Origin of the sequence: Metabacillus flavus, from assembly GCF_018283675.1 — a bacterium.
Classification (GTDB): Bacteria; Bacillota; Bacilli; order Bacillales; family Bacillaceae; genus Metabacillus_B; species Metabacillus_B flavus.
Genome location: NZ_JAGVRK010000001.1, coordinates 3987381 through 4009572, shown reverse-complemented (window position 1 = coordinate 4009572; position 22192 = coordinate 3987381). Strand labels below are relative to the sequence as shown.

The window sequence follows — 22192 nt, the reverse complement described above, 5'->3', positions numbered from 1 at the left end:
AACAAAACGGTATCACTGTTGCGAGGAGCTGAAACAGATGCCAAGTTTTTATGAAAAGCGCTTATTTCGTTACCCTATATACGCTCTATATAGCGTAACAGTGATCGCTCTTGCAATCCTTTTTTACTATAACTGGATCCTATCCTTCGCAGGCCTTCTTCTTATGGGCTTAACGATTATTCTCCTTATTCAGGCTGACGCCAAAATGAAGTCGGATATGGAAGAATACATATCCACCCTCTCTTACAGGCTGAAAAAGGTCGGAGAAGAAGCGCTGATGGAGATGCCGATCGGGATCATGCTGTTTAATGATCAGTACTATATAGAATGGACGAATCCGTTCCTGGCTTCATGCTTTGATGAAGATACGCTTGTCGGACGGACGCTTTATGATGTAGCTGAAGGGCTTATTCCTCTTATTAAACAGGAGGTTGATTCAGAAACGCTCTCTCTTCATGACCGGAAGTTCAAGGTGATTATTAAAAGAGAAGAACGCCTGCTTTATTTCTTTGATGTAACGGAGCAAAAAGAGATTGAAAAACAATATAAAAATGAGCGAACTGTTTTAGCCCTTATTTTCCTTGATAACTATGATGAAGTAACGCAAGGGATGGACGATCAGACGAAAAGCACGATTAACAGTGAAGTGACGTCCCTTTTGAATAAATGGGGGAATGAACAGGGGCTGTTTTTAAAACGTGTCTCCTCTGAGAGGTTTCTTGCTGTTTTAAATGAGCATATCCTCGAAAAATTGGAGAAAACCAAGTTTTCTGTCCTTGATGAAGTGCGCGAGCGAACAGCCGTATATAACATTTCGCTTACGCTGAGTATCGGAATCGGTGCCGGACATCACTCCCTTCAGGAACTGGGAGATATGGCCCAGTCAAGCCTTGACCTTGCTTTAGGCCGCGGGGGAGATCAAGTTGCCATTAAGCAGTCTAACGGCAAAGTGAAGTTTTACGGCGGCAAAACAAATCCGATGGAAAAAAGAACCCGGGTCCGTGCCCGTGTCATATCCCATGCGATGACGGAAATTGTCACCGCCAGTGACAAGGTTCTGATTATGGGCCATAAATATCCGGATATGGATGCAATCGGTGCAGCGATCGGCGTATTGAAGGTCGCAGAAGTAAACGACAAGGAAGCGTATATCGTTCTTGATCAGAATGAAATAGATTCGAGTGTTCAAAGGCTTGTAGAAGAGCTCAAGCTTCATACTGAATTGTGGGCCCATTTTATCAAACCGGAAGAAGCGCTTGAAATGGTGACAGAAGAAACGGTGCTTATTGTAGTAGATACACATAAGCCATCCCTTGTTCTCGATGAGAAGCTCCTGGGACGCGTTCACGATAAAGTGGTGATCGATCATCATAGACGAGGCGAGGAGTTTATCAAAGATCCTCTGCTTGTCTATATGGAGCCGTACGCGTCCTCTACAGCGGAGCTTGTCACGGAACTGCTCGAATACCAGCCGAAGCGCCTAAAGCTCAAAATGATTGAAGCAACGGCTCTGTTAGCTGGTATAATAGTGGACACAAAAAGTTTTACTCTAAGAACCGGTTCAAGAACCTTCGATGCGGCATCCTATCTCCGCTCAAAGGGAGCGGACACGATTCTTGTCCAAAAGTTTATGAAAGAGGACATCAATCATTTCGTGAAACGCTCCAAGTTGATTCAAAACACCGAGCTGCTTGAAAATGGCGTAGCGCTGTCAATGGACGCTGATGAAAATGGGGACTATTTCGATCAAGTCATCATTGCTCAAACAGCGGATACTCTCCTTTCCATGAGCGGAGTTTCAGCTTCATTTGTTCTGGCGAGGCGCAATGAAAACACGGTTGGAATCAGTGCAAGGTCGCTTGGGGATGTGAATGTTCAGCTTATTATGGAAGCGCTGGATGGAGGCGGGCACTTGACGAACGCAGCCACCCAGCTTCAGGACATCACGGTTGCAGAAGCGGAAGAGAGATTAAAGCAAGCAATTGGCGACTATTTTGAAGGAGGAATTAAGGCATGAAAGTAGTTTTTCTTAAAGATGTTAAAGGTAAAGGAAAAAAAGGCGAGGTAAAAAACGTAGCGGACGGCTACGCGCACAATTTCCTGATTAAACAAGGCCTTGCTGTTGAAGCAAACAATGCGGCAATGTCTGCACTAAATGCCCAAAAGAATAAAGAGAGCAAGGAAGCAGAACAAGAGCTTCAGCAGGCGGAAGAGCTGAAAAAAACACTTGAAGAGCTTACCGTTGAATTAAAAGCGAAATCTGGAGAAGGCGGCCGTCTATTCGGTTCCATCACAAGCAAGCAAATTGCCGATGAGCTGAAAAAGGTCCACTCTATTAAAATCGATAAGCGCAAACTGGACCTTCCGGATGCAATCCGCGCTCTTGGATACACAAACGTACCTGTGAAGCTTCACACCGATGTGACAGCAACTCTAAAGGTTCATGTAACCGAAGAATAAGCATGGAAAGTTAACCCAAGCCTGCGTTTTACAAAATGCGGAAGATCAGGGTTTTCCGCGGATGCCAAGCAGCAGAGAGGTGATAGAGCTGATCAGAGAAAAAATCTGTTACAGCTTCTATCACCTTTTTCTTATATAATAGAACAAGTACGTGCCATTTTAACTTAAAGGACGGTGCTCGAACTTGAATGAACTATTCAATGACCGAATTCCGCCGCAGAATATAGATGCTGAACAAGCTGTACTCGGAGCCATTTTTCTCGAACCGCAAGCCCTCACCATGGCTTCAGAAGTATTAATACCTGAAGATTTCTACCGGGCTGCGCACCAGAAAATCTACAATACAATGCTCCAGCTTACCGACAAGGGGGAACCTGTAGATCTGGTCACCGTTACCTCTGATCTCGCAGATGTGAATCTGCTTGAAGAAATAGGAGGGGTCTCCTATTTAACGGACCTTGCCAACTCAGTACCAACAGCGGCAAACGTAGAATATTATGCAAGAATTGTAGAAGAAAAATCGATACTAAGAAGACTGATCCGGACGGCAAGCACGATTGCCCAGGAAGGGTATACGCGCGAAGACGAAGTTGCAGATCTCCTGACAGATGCTGAAAAAAGCATTATGGAAGTGGCGCAGCGCAAAAACGCAGGCTCCTTCCAGAGCATTAAGGATGTCCTCGTTCAAACCTATGATAATATTGAACTTCTTCATAACCGAAAAGGAGATATTACCGGAATACCAACCGGTTTCTCCGAGCTCGACCGGATGACGGCAGGCTTTCAGCGAAACGACCTAATTATCGTTGCCGCCCGTCCTTCCGTTGGTAAAACCGCCTTCGCACTGAATATTGCTCAGAACGTCGCGACCAAGACAGACGAGAACGTTGCGATCTTCAGCCTCGAGATGGGTGCCGACCAGCTCGTCATGCGTATGCTCTGTGCAGAAGGCAATATTAACGCCCAAAACTTAAGAACCGGTAACCTGACAAGCGAGGACTGGGGAAAGCTCACCATGGCCATGGGAAGCCTCTCTAACGCAGGAATATACATCGACGACACCCCGGGTATCCGTGTCAGTGAGATCCGTTCGAAATGCCGCCGCCTCAAGCAAGAGGCCGGCCTCGGCATGATACTGATCGATTATCTTCAGCTCATCCAGGGAAGCGGCCGAAGCAAGGACAACCGCCAGCAGGAGGTATCCGAAATCTCAAGAACGCTGAAATCCCTAGCCCGTGAGCTCAAGGTGCCCGTCATCGCCCTGTCCCAGCTCTCCCGTGGAGTGGAGCAGCGTCAGGACAAGCGTCCCATGATGTCCGACATCCGTGAATCCGGAAGTATCGAGCAGGATGCCGACATCGTCGCCTTCCTATACCGTGACGATTACTACGACAAAGAATCCGAAAACAAGAACATCATCGAAATCATCATCGCCAAACAGCGTAACGGCCCCGTAGGAACCGTCTCACTGGCGTTCGTAAAAGAATACAACAAGTTCGTAAACTTGGAGCGGAGGTTTGACGACGCTCCAGGGGCTTAGAGGCTGCACCCTTTTTGGGGTGTGGTCTTTTTTGTGCTGTGATATGTGTGATCTAGGTACCAGGTGTCTGACCCGCACTCTGCTAAAGAACTAAAGCTCCGGCACCGCCTCTGTTCAAGCCTTATTTCTTAAGGTACAATCCATTACAGCCTCTGTCCCCGGCTGCGGTGAAGCAAAAGGGGACTGGCACCGTGCCAGGCCCGTCATTCGCTAGCAGACTAAAGCTCTGGCACCATCCTTCACAAAACCAACAGGCGCAACGGTTTAACAGAGGCTGTCTCTGTCCCCTTATGCGGTGAAGCAGAGCGGGACAGACCCCGCGCCCGTCCTCTCACCCACAAAAAACCCCGCTTCTCCAAAAGAAGCGGGGCAGTCTTATTCTCCAACCTTACTAAATTCCATCGAATCCAGATTAGCATTCGGTGCATAGACCTGAAGAGTCTGTATGCCTTTTTCAAGACGGATTTTACTTTCGAAAGTTTTCCACGTATCCCAGCCGCCGGTTTGCGGTATATCAGCTACGGATAAATGGTCTGCATTTTCCGGTTTAATTTCGCCTTGAGGCAGATCGCCTGTGAACTGGTTTCCTGCTTTGCTGAGGAGCGTAAATTTCCCGCCGTCGCGTCCGGATGCAGCAAGAAATGCAACGGTGTATTCTCCTGCTTCCTTGACGTCAACGGCATACTGCATCCAGTCGCCTTCGTCAATCCAGCCCACGCTGGTTGGGCCGTTTTGAACTCCAAACATGTCCTGATAGTTTTCCGCTTCAATCCGGGTACTCAATGGATCAAGTATAACCGGTTTGGCAAGGCGCTTCATCGCAATGTTATCGATCGTTACGCCCGCACGATTTCCGCCTAAAAGAAATTCAATCACACTGTTCGGATTGCTTTCCCAAGGCTGAATCAGCAATCGGTAGGATTTCATATCCGCTGTAAGCGCGATTTGTTCGGTTCTTGTATAAAATGCTGAGCGGTTCTCATTTGTTACCTGAAATCCGATATTCCGCTTTGCATCCGCCTTTGCGTCAAACGTCAGGATATAAGCCGCTTCTTTTTCAAGGTTTAGCTTGTTTTGACTTAAACGAATTGCATCGGAATAGCTTCCTGTGCGTTTAATGTCCACATTAAGCTTGCGTTCCGGAATGGCTTCGCCGACTGAAGCCTCGGCCTTAGAGCCTTTATCCGCGGCAAGGTCCCAGAATTCCATACGCGCCGTTCCCTGGTCAAAAGTTCCGTTATAAATATAGTTCCCGGTTGGCAGGACTTTTTTCGGTGCGTTTGGATCCTTTGGAAGCTTTACTAGCTTCACATGGTCAATCCAAACTGGAAGAGCTGAGCCCTGGCCCAGGTTAAATTCCAGACGTGCATGCGGATCGGTTTCGCTTTCCATCGTAAACTCATAGCTAAAGGACTGCATCTTGTCTGTGAGGGAAAGAGTTTGATCGGATAAATATCTAGTATAGCTGCGTTCTGGACCTGAAATATTTATACCAGCCGCACGCGGACCATCAGATCGGGCATCAAATGTCAGTTTATAGCGCTCTCCCTTTTCAATCGGCAGGGTAGGCTGCACAAATTGGATGGCATGTACGGCATTCCCCGGTTTCGTGATGCTGATTTTTGCTTCACCGTTCACGGATTCTGCCGTTCCTTCTCCTCCAAACAGGCTGGAAGGCTCAAACGGCTGGAACTTCCAGTCCGTGAGGCCGGCCTCGAACTCCCCGTTGTAAACATAGTTTCCATCAGCAAGCGGAGGACGAAGATCCGCGGTTACCTCTTCAGCAGCTGGTCTTTCCCCGGCCTCCCGATACTCTCCGTCCAATTCATACACTCTTACATAATCGACGAGCATCCGGCTTGGAAAGACAGTGGTGCTATCCGGATAGCCAGGCCAGTTTCCGCCGACAGCCACGTTCAGCTGAAGGTAAAAATCACGGTCAAAGGGAGCGGGATACGTATAGGGCGCAGCAGCATTTTCGTTCTTGCTGTACCAGTCATTTTGCTTTGCATAAAGAACGCCATCCACGTACCACCTGATTTCGCCAGGCTCCCAGTCAATTGAGAAGGTGTGATAGTCTTCAGAGAAATCCTTCGCACCTTGCGGAAGGCGATACATTTCACCTGTGTTTTTCCAGGGCAGTCCATAATGCAGCGTGCCATGCACTTCGTTCGGAGCATGTCCGAGCAATTCCATAATGTCAATTTCTCCTGAGGCAGGCCACCCGGAGTACAAATCATAGTCGGTCGGCATCATCCAGATTGCCGGCCACATGCCTTGGCCTTTTGGAAGCTTCGCACGAATTTCGTAGCGGCCGTATGTCCAATCGCCTTTGTTTTGAGTGGTTAATTTGGCAGACGTATATTCATTGCCGCCTAGTTCCTCTTTATGCGCTTCGATAACAAGAGAGCCATTTTCCAAACGGGCGTTTTTTGAGCGGTTCGTATAATTTTGAAGCTCATTATTCCCGTAGCCGCCGCCTCCCTGGATAAAATTCCACTTGCTTTCATTGATCGCGGATCCGTCAAATTCATCCTGCCACACAAGATTCCAGGTTTCCTTTTGGATCTGGTTTTCTTTCAAGGTAATCTGCTCAAAATCAAGTACCCGATTCGCTGAATCCAAAAGATAAACCCCGGCATATTTGTTGATTCTCGGATCAACACCCGTCAGGTCAGAACCCGATCGGTATGGATTCGTCACCGTTCGCCCCTTTGGAGCCAAATCGCTTGTCTTTACTTTGCCAAACGGTTCATTTGATACTTTTACCGCAACATGATGGGATTTAGGAACGGGGATAATCAGTTTAGCTGTCCCGTGATCCTTCCCCTTAATGGCAACGGGATGGAACGGGATGGCCTCTTTGCTGCCTGCTGCCTGTGCAGGGCCTGTAAACCCTGCGATCAGCATACAGGAAATCATCATACCTGTTAATTTGCGCATCTCTTAACCTCCTTGAATTTGTCCAAAAGGCGAATTAAGAACCGATTTGCAAGGAAGGTGTCCGCTGCTTAATGATTTCCGCATATCGATAGGCACTGTCCTTCCAGATCCGTTCCTGAGAATCAAAATCCACATAAATCATGCCAAAACGTTTGTCATAGCCGAAGCTCCATTCAAAGTTATCAAGAAGGGACCACAAGTAATAACCTTGAATATTCATGCCCATCTCATTTAAATCAGAGACTGCTTGAAGATGCTTTTCAATATAATCGGTGCGAAGAGAATCATGCACTCTGCCATTCTCCACCTCGTCATCGTAGGCGGCTCCATTCTCCGTTATGTAGATCGGGAGGTCCGTGTATTCTTTTCGGAGTCTGATAATCAGGTCTTTAAATTCATTTGGAGCGATGTCCCAGCCCATTCCGGTTTTCTCATAGTCCGAATAAGCGCCTTTACTCATAAAATCATTGGCTGCGCTGAATTCAACGATGGCACGGCTGTAGTAGTTAATCCCGAAAAAGTCACATGGAACCGAAATTGTTTCCAAGTCTCCTTGTTTAATAAAATCATAGGAGTGAACGTATTTAGAAAATAGATTCATCATATCTGCCGGATAGCTTCCTTTGAAAATTGGATCCAGGAACCAGCGGTTTGAATAGCCATCCGCATTATTCGCAGCAAGCAAATCGTTAGCTGAATCGGACGCTGCATAAATAGGGGACAGGTTCAGCGTAATGCCGATTGGAGTAAGGGATGAAAACTCCTGTTTCAGCATGTTGACCGCTTCTCCGTGTGAAAGCAGCATGTGATGAACGGCTTTAACGGCTTCTTCCATGTTCGTATGTCCTGGTGCATGAACGCCCTGATGGTATCCAAGAAAGCCTGCGCACCAAGGCTCATTGTGAGTAATCCAGGAATCAACGAGATGATCAAGCTCTGTAAAGCATGCTCTTGTGTAATCGAGGAACCATTTCACAGATTCACGGTTTGTCCAGCCGCCTTCTTCATGCGCCCACATTGGCAAATCCCAGTGATAAAGCGTAACCGCGGGCTTGATTCCTTCTTCCTGAAGACGCTTCGCCAGGTTTTTATAAAAGGCCATTCCTTCTGCGTTGTATTCGCCTTTCTTAGGGAATATTCGAGGCCAGGCAATGGAGAAGCGATAAGCATCGACGCCCAGGTTTTTAATGATCTGAATATCTTCCTCGAAACGGTGGTAGTGGTCACATGCCGTATTTCCGTTGTGCTGCTCATAAACCTTTCCGGGAGTGTCGCAGAATGTATCCCAAATCGAAGGGGTCCTTCCGCCTTCTTTATGTGCTCCTTCAATCTGATAGGAAGACGTTGCTGTACCGAAAATAAACTCTTTAGAAAAATTCACTTCACTTCACTCCTTATTCTTTGATGGCTCCAGCTGAGATGCTGTTAATGATGTATTTAGATAAGAATAGAAACGCAATCATGATCGGCACGACTGAAATGGCAATGCCAAGATACATGGATCCGAGATTTTGAGCGACTTGAGAACCTTTTAAAAATCCCATTAAAACCGGCAAGGTGTACTTTTCCGGAGAGAAGATCAGCACTAAAGGCATAATGTAGTTGTTCCAGGATCCGATAAAGGTGAAAATCGACATTGTTGCAATAGCAGGCATCATGATGGGGATGGCAACAATGTGAAAAATCTTAAACTCACTAGCCCCATCGATTCTTGCTGCTTCTATTAAACTCGGATGAAGGGTCGTCAAAATGTACTGCCTCAAGAAGAAAACAACAAATGGGCTTGCGACCGCCGGTACAATCAGCGGAATATACGTATCAAGAATTCCTAATGTCTTGGACAATTCATAAAATCCAATTAATCCAAGCTGTCCCGGCACCATCATCATGACGAGCATAAAAACGAAGAGAAAATTCTTCCCTTTAAATGTGTAAAAAGCGAACCCGTACGCCGTCAGGGCTGAAAAATACCCCGTCAGGATCGTTACAAGAACAGAAATGAATAGACTATTTTTAAAGCCTGTCCACACATTCACATAATCCATCATCGTTTGATAGTTTTCGAGAAGTGCATTGCCGGGTACGAGCGTAAAGCCTGTTAATATCGCTTCATTGGAGCGCGTGGCATTAACGAGCATCATCAGGAAAGGAACAAAGCAAACAATGGCTAAAACGGTCATGCCGATGTAAAGAATCCCTTTGATGATCCGGTCTTTTCCGCCTTTAGGCTTTGGCTGAAGAGAGACAGGCTTTGATTTGAATTCAGTAGAGAGAGTTTTGTTGGTTTCAATCATTTTTTACACCTGCCTTGCTTGTTTTCGTTCGCTGCTGTACATCGATCTAAAGACGATGGCAGAGAAAATGACCGTGATGATAAACAATCCGTAAGCTACTGCGGAAGCATAGCCATAGTTGTTGTACTTGAATGCCTGATTGTATAAATACAGAACCATCGTGTTCAGCGATCCGTCCGGCGATCCGATGCCATCGGTAATCAGCATAGGAAGGTCGAATAATTGCAGGCCTCCAATGAGAGAGGTAATCATGATATACAAAAGAATCGGCTTTAATAAAGGCAGGGTAATGCTGACAAGCGTTTGCCAGCGGTTTGCCCCGTCGATCAGAGCGGCTTCGAAATAGTCAGTGGAGATTCCGGAAATCCCAGCCATGATGACAATAAAGGAATGTCCGAACCACATCCACGTTAAGATCAGGGAAACGGAAATTTGAGCGGTGGCCGGTTCATTCAGCCAGTTGATTGGATCAGATATCAATCCGAGGTTCATGAGAACAACGTTCAGCGAGCCATGCTGCCAATCCAGCAGAATCCCGAATAATAGAGCAACGGAGCTGACCGTTATCAAATTTGGCAGATAAAAAATCGCCCGGAAAAACGATTGGCCCTTCATTTTCAGCCGCATATCGGAAAAAATTGCGGCAAGAATCAACGCAAGTCCCATCTGCAAAGCAAAGTTGATGCCCCAAATTTTCAGCGTGTTTACAAAGGCCTGCACGAAAAAGGAATCCGTTAAAAGACGTGTATAATTTGCTAATCCGACAACCTCAGCTGTCCCGCTGCCGGTATAATTCGTAAAGCTGTAATAAAACGTGAGCGCAACTGGATAGATACTGAATACTAAGAAGACCAGCCAAAACGGTGCGATAAAAAAGTACCCATACCGGTTTAAATTTTTCACCTTTTTCCCTCTCTTTCAAGAAGTACAAGCGGCCTAAAGCTTGTTAAGCCGCTTGCTGCTTATCATTTATTTGGAACCGTTATATCCGGATACGCATTTTTTGCTTTCATATAAAACTCTTTAATCGCGTCATCCTTGGATTTTTTTCCATCCGTATATTGTTTAACCGCATTGCCGTAAAGGGTATCAAGCTGCTGATCATACTTCGTTACGATTCCCGGCTTAATATTTTGAGCCTGATCAAGGAAGAATTGATAGTTGTTTTGCCCGCCAAGGAATTCATCTTTGAAATCGCCTTTAATTTCATCTGTTACAGGCAGGTAGGATAGAACATCTCCAGTCTCTTTCGCCCAATCTTTAAGGAAGTCTTTATCCTGCGTCATCATTTTCACGAAATCATAAGCAAGCTCTTTATTTTTGGACTTGCTGTAAACACCAAGCCATGAACCGCCCCAGAAATATGGGCTCGGTCCGCTTGTTACAGCCCAGTCACCCGTGGATTTTTTTACATTGGTTTTCAAAACACTATGCAGACCCCAAGTAGGAAGGACATAGGAGAACACATTCGTCTCGACAGTCTTTCCGTTCTCTTTTACCTTAACGGCTTTATCCATGGACTCGAACCAAGATGGGGACCATTCTGCAGCATTGGCTGTGTACCCGTTCGCCTTCATTTCTTTTGCATAGTCCATAAATTCAACTTTTCTATCAGTCAGCTGCAGCTCATTTTTATCATTCACCCATGGTTCAGGAGCATCGCCTTGAGCAAACCAGCGGATCGCGCCCTCATCTGGGAACATGCGGTAGCCTTTCGCCTTCAATTTTTCTGCTGTTGCAAACACACTGTCCATAGAAGACATCATTTTACCGACCTCAGCTGGATCATCCGTTCCAAGAACCTCTTTCGCAATGCTTCGCTTGTAATAAACACCGCCTGGAGTTGTCTGCCAGGAAAGAGCTCTCACCTTGCCATCCTTGTCCTTCCCCATATCAAAAACGTAAGGAACATACTGATCTGACAGTTTTTCAGCATCATATGGAGCTTTCGATAGATCTTCCCAATACCCTGCATCCACCCACTGCTTAATAAAGGCAAGCTCACCCGTAAATACATCAGGAGCTCCCACACCGCTTTCTAGAACCGGCTTAAGCTTGGTTGGATAGTCTGCGATTGGAACAATTGTCAGTTCTACCTTGACGCCATTCTTTTCTTCGAACTTTTTAATTGGCTTCTTCAATTCATCTGTGAATGACCAGATTCTCAAATCAATATCTTTACCGCCTTTTGATCCGTTTGCACTTTGTGAACCTGAACAGCCTGACAAAACGCCGACTAGTAAAACAAGCGATAAAAACATACTCAGTGTTTTCTTCATCATGTAGCCCCTTTTCAAATGGTATTGGAATATAAGTCCTGTATTCGGTATTCGAAAGCGGTTTCGATTTTCGATAAAAAAATAAGCCTAAGACCGAAAGCGGTTTCGTGTACAAGCAAAAAAATAAACTGAAAGCGGTTACTGTAAAGGTTAAAAAAAATTAGGTTAAAGGACGGCAGGAATCACGTTTTATTAATTGAATAGGAACCATTTCATTTTTTATCGATTTCTTTTTCTGGACAATCTGACTCACCAGCAAAGCGGCTGCCTGTTTGCCAAGTGCATCAGTATCCTGCTTGATCGTAGTTAGCTTAGGAGTTACATAGCTTGCCATCTCGATATCATCAAAACCGATAATCGATACATCATCCGGAACAGCAAGGCCATGCTCTTTAATCGTTTCCATCGCACCAATCGCCATCTGATCTCCGGCTATAAAAACGGCTGTAGGACGGTCCTTCAACGTTAAAATCCGCCGCATCGCTTCTCTGCCTTCCTGAATGGAGAACATCCCTCCATTTACAAGGTATCCTTCAGGTATGGCAAGACTGTTTTTCTTCATTGCCTTCTCATATCCATTGATTCTTGCCTCACCAGTAAATGTTTCGGAATCACCGGAAATATGGGCAATCTTGCGGTGGCCGAGTGATATGAGGTAATCTACTGCGGTCTCAGCTCCAGTCACATTATCCGAATATACGACGCTGCTGTTCACCTCATTCATGTCAATCACGACAATCGGAATGTTGCTGTCCAGAATTTCCAGCACCTGAGGATCATTTTGGTCAGAGCAGATGATGATAATGCCATCCACACCTCTGTATGTAAAATGCTCCAGATAGGTCGTATTCCGGTTGCGGAGATTCCTGGAAGGAAAAATAAGGTCATACCCCTCATTTTCCGCATGCTTGCGAAAACTTTCAATGACAGCATTAAAGAATGGATGCTTCATCCCTACTTCATTGTCCTCTGTAAACATAACCCCAATGGACCACGTTTTTTTGGTAGAAAGGGACTGGGCGTGTGAATTAGGCAAATACCCCATCTCCGCTGCTACAGTCAAAATAACATTCTTTGTTTTCTCGCTCACATCCGGATAATTATTTAATGCTTTTGATACGGTTGTACTGGAAACCCCAGCTTTTTTTGCTACATCATAGATCGTGGTCATCCTAATCTCCTCTTATCGAAAGCGCTTTCGTTAATTCGTATTATAAGGGTGTGTGGTTGGAATAGGCAAGAGAATTTTTTGAATATTTTGGATTGATGAAATAGCTTGGGGTCTGACCCGTACTCAGCTAAAGAACGAAAGCTCCGGCACCGCTCCTGTTCAAGCCTTATATATCAAGGTCCCAGCCAGTTCAGTCTCTGTCCCCTGCTGCGGTGAAGCAAAACGGGACTGGCACCGTGCCAGTCCCGTCATTCGCTAGCAGACTAAAGCTCTGGCACCGTCCTTCATAAACCCTGCAGTCGCACCGGCTTACAAGAGACTGCCTCTGTCCCCTTATGCGGTGAAGCAGAGCGGGACAGACCCGGTGTTATGTAAACCTTCCGCCATCTGCAACCATTCTCCCATTCACGAACGAAAATAACTACAAACCTATTTAATGTTCGGAAAATAAATTGACTTTCCTCCACCTCATTGGTACAATATTGGATGGATTTAGTGTATATAAACGGATTGAAATCGCAAGTTAAATCGCATTCGGAGGTGCAGGTATATGTCTTCAGCAGTAGTAGTTGGAACCCAGTGGGGAGATGAAGGAAAAGGGAAAATCACCGATTTCCTCTCAGAAAACGCAGAAGTGATTGCCCGCTATCAAGGCGGAAACAACGCAGGACACACCATTAAATTCGGAGGAGTCACGTATAAGCTTCACTTGATTCCATCCGGAATTTTTTACAGTGATAAAATCTGTGTAATCGGCAACGGAATGGTCGTTGACCCGAAAGCGCTTGTTGAGGAGCTTGCTTACCTTCATGACAAAGCGGTAAACACAGACAACCTGAGAATCAGCAACCGTGCCCACGTCATTCTTCCTTATCATTTAAAATTAGACGCCGTTGAAGAAGACCGTAAAGGCGCTAACAAAATTGGTACGACAAAAAAAGGAATCGGTCCTGCTTACATGGATAAAGCAGCGAGAATCGGAATCCGCATCGCCGATCTTCTTGACCGTGAATCCTTTGAAGAAAAGCTTGCACGCAATTTAGAAGAAAAGAATCGTCTATTTGAAAAAATGTACGAGGTCGAAGGCTTTAAAATCGAGGATATTCTTGATGAATACTACGAATACGGCCAGCAAATCAAAAAGTACGTTTGCGACACATCCGTTGTCCTCAACGACGCACTGGATGAAGGCCGCCGTGTGCTGTTTGAAGGCGCACAAGGCGTCATGCTTGATATCGACCAAGGTACGTATCCATTTGTTACCTCATCCAACCCAGTAGCGGGAGGCGTAACGATTGGTTCAGGCGTAGGCCCGACGAAAATCAACCATGTAGTCGGAGTTTCCAAAGCGTACACAACCCGCGTGGGAGACGGTCCTTTCCCTACTGAGCTGGATAATGAGATCGGCCACCAAATCCGTGAGGTCGGCCGCGAGTACGGTACAACTACAGGCCGTCCGCGCCGTGTCGGCTGGTTTGACAGCGTCGTTGTCCGCCATGCCCGCCGTGTCAGCGGAATTACAGACTTGTCTCTGAACTCCATCGACGTGCTGACAGGCATCGAAACACTGAAAATCTGTGTCGCGTACCGCTACAAAGGCGAAGTCATGGAGCACTTCCCGGCAAGCCTTAAAGAACTAGCGGACTGTGAGCCTGTATATGAAGAGCTGCCAGGCTGGACAGAAGACATTACAGGAGCGAAAACGCTTGAGGATCTTCCGGAAAATGCACGCCACTATCTTGAGCGTGTGTCCCAGCTGACTGGAATTCCGCTTTCCATCTTCTCTGTCGGACCAGATCGTTCACAAACGAATGTACTTAGAAGCGTATACCGCGCAAACTAATAGATTTAAGAAGGGGAGCCAGTTAGCTGGCTTCTCTTTTTTAGTATGATTTGGCGATCATTTAACAAGAATAATCAATAGTATTTTTTATAAAAAGAAGTAGACATCCAGACCATCAAACAGCATAATAAACCATGCACGCAAGAACGAATTATGGGATTCAAAAAGTATTTTGTCATTTTTGTAAAAAAACCATTGTTTCTTTCTATTAAACTATGCTATTATTAAAAACGTCGCTGAGGCGCTCTGATACTGAGTTTAAAGTGGCAGCAAGGTTTTAAAAAGGGAGCCATTAGCTCAGTCGGTAGAGCACGATCGAATAATCTGCGAAGCAAAACATCAGCGCTCAAATCGAGCTGCTGCTTGAATAATCCTTCTGAGATTTGAGCGTCCTGCAAACCCTTGAGTGTAGATAAAATAGGGAGCCATTAGCTCAGTCGGTAGAGCATCTGACTTTTAATCAGAGGGTCGAAGGTTCGAGTCCTTCATGGCTCATCTCTAAATATTGGCCCGTTGGTCAAGCGGTTAAGACACCGCCCTTTCACGGCGGTAACACGGGTTCGAATCCCGTACGGGTCACCATTTACATATATCCCTTATTGGTCCGGTAGTTCAGTTGGTTAGAATGCCTGCCTGTCACGCAGGAGGTCGCGGGTTCGAGTCCCGTCCGGACCGCCATTTATTTTTTTATGATACATATGATAGCTTAATTAAAAGTAAGAGGGTTTCAATAAGCGAGAAGGTCGAGGAAGCGACTGAGTGAGCACCGGAGCGTATAAGAATACGTGAGGAAGCGATCGAGGGAGCTGACGAAGAGATTCGAAGCTTAGTGGAAGCCGAAACTATATGGCTTGGTAGCTCAGTCGGTAGAGCACGCCCGAATAAGCTGCAAAGCAATGCTTCAGCGCACAAATGGAGCTGCTGCTTGAATAAGCTTTCTGAGATTTGTGCGATTGTGCAAGTGACAACAAATGGCTCTGACGAAAATAATATAATGGCTTGGTAGCTCAGTCGGTAGAGCAATGGACTGAAAATCCATGTGTCGGCGGTTCGATTCCGTCCCAAGCCATCCAAAGACATGTTCCCGGTGGAATGTGTCTTTTTTATTATGTATCCCTGCTTAAAAATCTCTTCCTCCCTCCTTTCTACCCCAAGTGCTTTTTCCCTACTGGTAAACCTGTTAAATAATACCCTGATTATTACAAAAATCCACCCATTTATAACAAATTGACCACAATCCCATAACAATTGGAAGTGAATTGGGCGAATTTTAGGAAGTCTGTGCTATCTTAAACGGGTGCCTTTTTGAGGCGCATTTTTTATCCCTGCTTCATTTTATGAATAGCTTTCAGGAGGACTTTTACTATGAACCAGCCACATAAATCGAAATTTAAGTATACGCTTGCATGCGGAATAATCACTTCGGCCTTGATGCTTGGAAGCCAAACGGCGTCTGCGGAGGATCAGGTTTCAACGGTCTATCATATATACATAGATGGAAAGAAGCTTGGCACCATTGATAACCAGGATGTACTGAAGGATGCGGAAGCGGAGATCGTGAAGCGTGCCGGCGACCAGTATGATCAGAAGGGTCTGAATCTGACGGTGGAGGATATGGAAATTGTCCCTGAGCAGATGTTTCGGCCATTAGCGGATAACGAAGGCGCCAAGCAGAACCTTGTGAATGAGCTTGGTGTGGCGGCTAAAGCCTATTCCATTGTGATTGGCGGTAAAACGGCAGTTTCCTTTAATTCTAAGGAAGAAGCTGAGAAAACGCTGAGAGATTATCTTCACCAGTTTATGCCAGAGGAGCAGCTTGCTGCGTTTGAGGAGCATAAAAGAAGCGGAAAGCCTTTTGAGCCGATAAAAGAGGGAGAATCGCGAATTACGGATCTTACGTATTCGGCTGCCCCGGAAATTAAGGAGCAAAAGGTTAAGCCTGAAGATATCCGCAACACCGGACAAGGGCTTGAAGCTTTGCAGGAAGGAACAAAGGGGGAGTCTCTGTACCGCGTGCAAAATGGCGATACGCTTGAGACGATTGCGGAGGATTTTTATCTTTCCGTTGACGAGCTGCTGAAGCTGAACGGGAATATGGATCCCCGGACTTCGATCAAGCCTGAGGATACATTGACTGTTGTCGTTCCTAAGCCTTTTATGGAAGTAAAAGTGATAGAGGAATCTTCAAAGACGGAGGACATTCCTTTTGAAGAGGAGAAACAGGAAAACGGCGATCTTCCAAAGGGTGAAGAGAGCATTTCCCAAAAAGGGGAAACGGGACAGGCCCTTCGTGAGTACGTCTATACGAAGGTAAATGGCGATACGATAACAAGAACTACGGCTAAAGAGGAAAAGCGCAAGGATCCGGTTAAGCAGATCGTTCAAGTAGGGACGAAGGAAACGTCGAAAGGCGACGGTTCGCTGAGCTGGCCTGCTGTCGGAGGCCAGATTACGAGCAAGCAGGGGCAGCGCTGGGGCCGTGCCCATAAAGGGATCGACATTTCCGGCGTGCAGGATAAGACGATTAAAGCCGCCGATAATGGAAAAGTTGTTTTTGCCGGAAATAGCGGGGCATACGGAAACAAAATTGAAATTGATCATCAGAACGGCATGAAGACGGTTTATGCCCACCTTGATTCCATTAAGGTTTCCGAAGGCGATACGGTACAAAAGGGATCGCAAATCGGGGTAATGGGTTCAACAGGACGCTCCACCGGCATGCATCTTCATTTTGAAGTTTATAAAAATGGAAATTTAGAAAATCCGCTGGATTATGTAAAACAATAATAGGAAAGCTGACCTTAAGATGCATAAATAAGGTCAGCTTCTTTTGTTTTCTGACAGAATTAGTGCAGAAGGTGGAAAAAAGGACATACTATCGGTATAATTAGTCTGTTTAGAACTATAAAAAATTGACTTTATATAAAATGCGAAACCTTGGCCAAAAGGGGCGATCAATAATGGATAACCGAAGAATATTAGTCGTGGACGATGAAAAACCGATTGCTGATATACTTGAATTTAACTTAAAAAAAGAAGGATACGATGTCCATTGCTCCTATGATGGAAACGATGCCCTGCAGCAGGTTGAGGAATTTCAGCCAGATCTCATTCTTCTTGATATCATGCTTCCGAGCAAGGACGGAATGGAAGTGTGCCGTGAAGTGCGGAAGAAATACGATATGCCGATTATTATGCTGACAGCGAAAGACTCGGAAATTGATAAGGTTCTTGGTCTTGAACTAGGGGCAGATGACTATGTCACGAAGCCTTTCAGCACGCGTGAGCTTTTGGCGAGGGTAAAAGCCAATCTTCGCAGACAGCAGACCATTGGAACGGCTGAAGACACGGCGGGTGACACGAATGAAATCGGCATCGGTTCACTTGTCATTCATCCCGATGCTTATGTTGTAACGAAGCGCGGCGAAACGATTGAACTGACTCACCGTGAGTTTGAGCTGCTCCATTACCTGGCTAAACACATTGGCCAAGTCATGACGCGCGAGCATTTGCTTCAAACCGTATGGGGCTATGATTATTTTGGAGATGTCCGTACTGTTGATGTTACCGTTCGCCGTTTGCGCGAAAAGATTGAAGACAACCCAAGCCACCCGAACTGGATCGTGACCAGAAGAGGCGTGGGGTATTATTTGCGAAATCCTGAACAGGAGTAGTCTGAATGAATAAAATAGGCTTTTTTCGCTCCATCCATTTTAAATTTGCCCTGATATTTGTACTGCTGATTATTTTGGCGATGCAAATTATCGGGGTGTACTTTGTTAAGCAAATGGAAGAATCACTGAAGTCCAACTTCAATATTTCCATTAATAAACAAATCAATTTGCTGAACTACAGTCTTGGAGTTGAATTCGATAAAGACCGTACGAAAGAAGAGACGGATTCACTTGAGGAAGATTTAGCAGATGTATTAAGCGATTATACGACGGGTGATATTGAAGAGGTCCGCGTCATTGATCGTAACTTAAGAGTGCTAGCCACCTCTACCTCCGACACTGATTTGGTCGGGAAAAAAATTACCGACATCATGATTAGCCGTGCCCTTTCAACTGAGCTGCAAACTCCTAAAGATGTATTTGACCCTAAAACCCAAAAACGAATCCGAATCTATGCTACTCCGATAAAGAAGAGTGATGGAGAAATCATGGGGGTTGTTTACATAGAAGCCTCTATGGAAGAGATTTTCACGCAAATGCGGAATATTAACAGCATATTGGCCGTTGGTACCGGACTTTCGCTCCTCATTACCGCTCTTGTTGGGATTTTCCTCGCAAGGACGATCACAAGGCCTCTTTCTGACATGAGAAAGCAGGCGCTCGAGCTTGCAAAAGGGAACTTTGGGCGCAAGGTCCGGATTTATGGAAATGATGAGATCGGCCAGCTTGCCTTAAGCTTTAACCATCTTACTGAAGAGCTGGAAGAAGCCCATTCCCAGACAGAAGGTGAACGGAAAAAGCTTGCTTCTGTGATCGCCAATATGACGGACGGAGTCGTGGCAACCAATCGAAAAGGGGAAGTCATTTTAGTAAATGAACCTGCTGCACAGCTGCTGAATGTTTCACATGAAACAGCCCTTTCGATGAAAATCACATCTCTGCTGGATATAGAGGAAGAAGTTCAGTTTGATCAGCTGATTGAATCGCAGGAGCCTCTCCTTCTTGATTTCAGCTCTGATGATAAACCTCTTATTCTCCGAGTCAATTTTTCTGTCATTGTGAAAGAGCATGGCGGATTTATCGAAGGGTTAATCGCCATTATTTACGATGTAACCGAGCAGGAGAAAATCGATGAGGAGCGGAGAGAATTTGTAGCCAATGTCTCACACGAACTCCGCACGCCGCTTACGACCATGCGCAGCTATCTGGATGCATTGGCAGAAGGAGCCTGGCAGGATAAAGAGATTGCTCCCCAGTTTCTGAATGTGACCCAGACTGAAACAGAGCGGATGATCCGGCTAGTTAACGATTTGCTGAATTTGTCGAAGATGGATAGCCGTGATTACCGGATTAAACCGGACTGGATCAACTTTACGGTGTTTTTTAATAAAATCATAGACCGGTTTGAAATGACGAAATCGCAAAAAGTGACATTTAAACGCGATATACCGAATGAAGAGCTTTATGTGGACATTGACACAGATAAGATTACCCAAGTCCTTGATAACATCATCTCCAATGCCATGAAGTATTCTCCTGAGGGAGGAAAAATCACCTTTAGAATTAAGGTCCTTGAGGAAGAGCTTCTGATCAGCGTAAAGGATGAGGGTGTGGGGATTCCAAAAGACAGTGTGAAAAAAATCTTCGAGCGTTTTTACCGTGTGGATAAAGCGAGAACCCGAAAACTCGGCGGGACGGGGCTTGGACTTGCGATTGCAAAAGAAATGGTCCAGGCACACTCTGGTGAAATTTGGGCAGAAAGTAAGGAAGGACGGGGGACAACTGTATTTTTTACACTCCCGTACGATCCGAATCAAGAGGATGATTGGGAATGAAACGGGAAACAGTTAAAACCCTGGTCTTAAGTTTTTTAATCATAGTCAGTCTGTATTTTACATGGAGCATATGGACGTTTAAGCCGACCTATAACCCAATCGAAAGCATGACCTATCTCGAAAACCTGAAATTATCGGACGACAAACGCCAATTCAGCGAAGTGGTAAAGCCTCAGCAAGTCTTTTACCATGAGAACAAAAATGTCCATTACGGGGCGGACAAACAGCTTGATAAAATTTGGGATGCCATGTCTGACTGGAAGCTTGAGGAAGCGAGTGATCTTACAAGCAGCTACAGCGAAGCCGAGTTTCTGCAGTTTATCCATGGCCTTGACGGCCGCAAAAAACTGGAGCTCATTTTCAGTCAAACGATCCCGGCTAAAACATTTCAAAGCATTTTAGACTGGGATACAAAAGAAGCGGTCAATAAAGCCTTTGATCGAATCATCGTTCCTTTTGACGGCGTGGAGACCCCGACGGTATATTTTGTATCAACTCAAGGCAGGCTCGTTTATGAAGTCAAAATGAAGCATGACGTGGTAACCCAGCTTCAAGGCCAATATTTCAGCAATGCTGAAGAAGAGGGATATCAGCGTTATTTCGCAAATTCGTTCAACAAGGACGCCATTTTAATGCTTCCAGAAAAAAAACGCGCGTTTAACCGGTTCTCCTATACCTTCAATAATATTGATGAAGAAGACTTTAAACATGCCCTGTACAATAACCCTTCCTACGTTTCACGCGGCTATAATAAATCGGACAGTGTCTATACCGATGGTTCGAGAAGGCTTGTCATTGAAAAGGACAGCGGCTTCTCTCAAATCACCTACACGGCGGGCGGAAAAAAGGATCAAACAATTGAACCGGCTTTATCGAAGGTCATGGAACAGAGCCTGGATTATTTGAACTCACATGGCGGCTGGACCGATGATTATGTGTTTTTCGGACATTCACCGGACTTGGAAATTACTCTAAGGATGCTGATCAATAATTTGCCTGTGTTTCCTAGTAAAGAAACCCCATCCATCAGGACCGATATTTTTCAGGAATGGGGCAGTACCGAAATCATCCGCTATGAGCGTCCCGGATACCGAACGAAAAGGCACTCCAATCAGGAGCCTATTTTGCTTCCGGACGGCAAGGAAATCCTTGCAATGCTGACCAAAAGCAAAGGAGAAATGAACATCAACAATGTCGTCAGGGTCTTCCCTGCTTACGAGCTTCAATCCTCTGAAGAGATGAATGTGATTGTGAACCCTGTCTGGTACGCAGAAACCCGATCAGGGAACTATCGAGCGATTGAAGATCCAAAAACATTGGGAGGAGGCAGACAGGATGGATTGGAGTAAAACGAAAACCATATTTATTTTCGCTTTTCTTGTTCTGGACCTGTTCCTTGCCTGGCAATATTCCCAAAAGATCACGACAAGCAAGTATGATCCGATTCAGAAGGAAACGATTCAAGACCAGCTGGCGGCGGAAGAAATTAAATATCCTCCTCTGCCTCCGGACAATCCCGAGCTGCAGCTATTAGCTGTTAAACGCCATGAATTTACCGATGAAGACCTCTCGACTCTCAAGGATCAGGAGCCGGCCATTGATATTCAGGATCAGATTGGAGAAACAGAACCTGTATTGCTGCAGATGAAGCTGAAAAAGCCAATCAAGATTGAAAAAGATGATTTGTCCAAAGCAGATAGCTTCGTCTCCTCCTCTTTAAAATTTGGGAGTGAATACGTCTTCTGGTCCTACAATCAGGAAAAAGCGGCCATTACCTATTTTCAGCGGATCAATGGGATGACGATTTATCAAGGATCCGATCAGCCTATTGGGGCTGTCATCCTCCATTTGAATGAAAAAAGAGAAATTATCAGCTATGAACAAACGTATGTGATGGAGTCCGATCAAGTCCAGGAACAGCAGGAAGATACCATTACAGCCATTGAGGCAATTGAACAGATGTATAATGAAAACGACCTGAAGTATAAAAGCGAGATCACCAAAATGGAGTTAGGCTATTATACGGAGCAGGCGGAATCAAATAAACAAACCCTGCAGCCTTACTGGTATGTAGAAGTGAACGGGAAAGAACATTATTTTGTGAGCGCGTTTGAAGGGCAGATTGTCAGACCTGAAAAAGCGACTAAATAGAT

At 45.5% G+C, this 22192-nt stretch carries 15 protein-coding genes and 4 tRNA genes; 13 read left to right on the top strand and 6 right to left on the bottom strand.

From position 1 onward, the window contains the following. The first annotated feature begins 37 nt into the window (after positions 1-37). The 3 genes from J9317_RS20315 (at position 38) to dnaB (ending at position 4000) form a co-directional block, all read left to right on the top strand. On the top strand, positions 38-2017 hold the full coding sequence (locus tag J9317_RS20315) for a DHH family phosphoesterase (protein WP_211561972.1): 1980 nt from the start codon (positions 38-40) through the stop codon (positions 2015-2017). After that, positions 2014-2460: a 50S ribosomal protein L9 gene (gene rplI, locus J9317_RS20310; protein WP_211561970.1), complete on the top strand. Its 447-nt coding sequence runs from the start codon at positions 2014-2016 to the stop codon at positions 2458-2460. Before J9317_RS20315 ends, rplI begins: the two co-directional genes overlap by 4 nt. Before the next feature lie 184 nt (positions 2461-2644). Continuing rightward, the gene (gene dnaB / locus J9317_RS20305; RefSeq protein WP_211561969.1) at positions 2645-4000 is read left to right on the top strand and encodes a replicative DNA helicase; all 1356 of its coding nucleotides are present in this window, start codon (positions 2645-2647) and stop codon (positions 3998-4000) included. Between the two features lie 375 nt (positions 4001-4375). Here dnaB and J9317_RS20300 read toward each other — a convergent pair whose 3' ends face one another. The 6 genes from J9317_RS20300 to J9317_RS20275 form a co-directional block, all read right to left on the bottom strand. Then, positions 4376-6943, bottom strand: coding sequence for a carbohydrate binding domain-containing protein (locus J9317_RS20300; RefSeq protein WP_211561968.1), 2568 nt, complete (start codon positions 6941-6943; stop codon positions 4376-4378). Positions 6944-6977: 34 nt separating this feature from the next. Further along, positions 6978-8324 carry a GH1 family beta-glucosidase gene (locus J9317_RS20295; RefSeq protein ID WP_211561967.1) on the bottom strand — a complete coding sequence of 449 codons (1347 nt, stop codon included), beginning with the start codon at positions 8322-8324 and terminating at the stop codon, positions 6978-6980. 13 nt (positions 8325-8337) lie between these two features. Further along, on the bottom strand, positions 8338-9123 hold the full coding sequence (locus tag J9317_RS20290; protein ID WP_051860704.1) for a carbohydrate ABC transporter permease: 786 nt from the start codon (positions 9121-9123) through the stop codon (positions 8338-8340). A gap of 117 nt (positions 9124-9240) precedes the next feature. After that, positions 9241-10140 (bottom strand): carbohydrate ABC transporter permease, encoded by a 900-nt coding sequence (locus J9317_RS20285; protein WP_211561966.1) that lies wholly within the window; start codon positions 10138-10140, stop codon positions 9241-9243. Between the two features lie 62 nt (positions 10141-10202). Next, positions 10203-11516 (bottom strand): ABC transporter substrate-binding protein, encoded by a 1314-nt coding sequence (locus tag J9317_RS20280; protein WP_211561965.1) that lies wholly within the window; start codon positions 11514-11516, stop codon positions 10203-10205. Positions 11517-11676: 160 nt separating this feature from the next. After that, on the bottom strand, positions 11677-12687 hold the full coding sequence (locus tag J9317_RS20275; protein WP_211561963.1) for a LacI family DNA-binding transcriptional regulator: 1011 nt from the start codon (positions 12685-12687) through the stop codon (positions 11677-11679). A gap of 550 nt (positions 12688-13237) precedes the next feature. Here J9317_RS20275 and J9317_RS20270 point away from each other — a divergent pair. The 10 genes from J9317_RS20270 (at position 13238) to J9317_RS20225 (ending at position 22190) form a co-directional block, all read left to right on the top strand. Next, positions 13238-14530, top strand: a complete 1293-nt coding sequence (locus tag J9317_RS20270; RefSeq protein WP_211561962.1) for an adenylosuccinate synthase — start codon at positions 13238-13240, stop codon at positions 14528-14530. Between the two features lie 422 nt (positions 14531-14952). Then, positions 14953-15025: transfer RNA gene (locus tag J9317_RS20265), tRNA-Lys, on the top strand. Between the two features lie 12 nt (positions 15026-15037). After that, positions 15038-15112 (top strand) — tRNA-Glu (locus J9317_RS20260). Positions 15113-15131: 19 nt separating this feature from the next. Continuing rightward, positions 15132-15208 (top strand) — tRNA-Asp (locus J9317_RS20255). A gap of 318 nt (positions 15209-15526) precedes the next feature. Further along, positions 15527-15599: transfer RNA gene (locus tag J9317_RS20250), tRNA-Phe, on the top strand. 296 nt (positions 15600-15895) lie between these two features. Beyond that, on the top strand, positions 15896-17317 hold the full coding sequence (locus J9317_RS20245; protein ID WP_211561961.1) for a M23 family metallopeptidase: 1422 nt from the start codon (positions 15896-15898) through the stop codon (positions 17315-17317). A gap of 173 nt (positions 17318-17490) precedes the next feature. Beyond that, positions 17491-18204 carry a response regulator YycF gene (gene yycF, locus J9317_RS20240; protein WP_211561960.1) on the top strand — a complete coding sequence of 238 codons (714 nt, stop codon included), beginning with the start codon at positions 17491-17493 and terminating at the stop codon, positions 18202-18204. 5 nt (positions 18205-18209) lie between these two features. Then, a complete protein-coding gene (walK, locus tag J9317_RS20235; protein WP_211561959.1) occupies positions 18210-20039 on the top strand; it encodes a cell wall metabolism sensor histidine kinase WalK in 1830 nt (609 codons plus the stop codon). Continuing rightward, positions 20036-21388, top strand: coding sequence for a YycH family regulatory protein (locus tag J9317_RS20230; protein WP_211561958.1), 1353 nt, complete (start codon positions 20036-20038; stop codon positions 21386-21388). The genes walK and J9317_RS20230 overlap by 4 nt, the downstream gene beginning before the upstream one ends. Next, the gene (locus tag J9317_RS20225) at positions 21375-22190 is read left to right on the top strand and encodes a two-component system regulatory protein YycI (RefSeq protein ID WP_211561957.1); all 816 of its coding nucleotides are present in this window, start codon (positions 21375-21377) and stop codon (positions 22188-22190) included. Before J9317_RS20230 ends, J9317_RS20225 begins: the two co-directional genes overlap by 14 nt. Positions 22191-22192 lie beyond the last annotated feature (2 nt).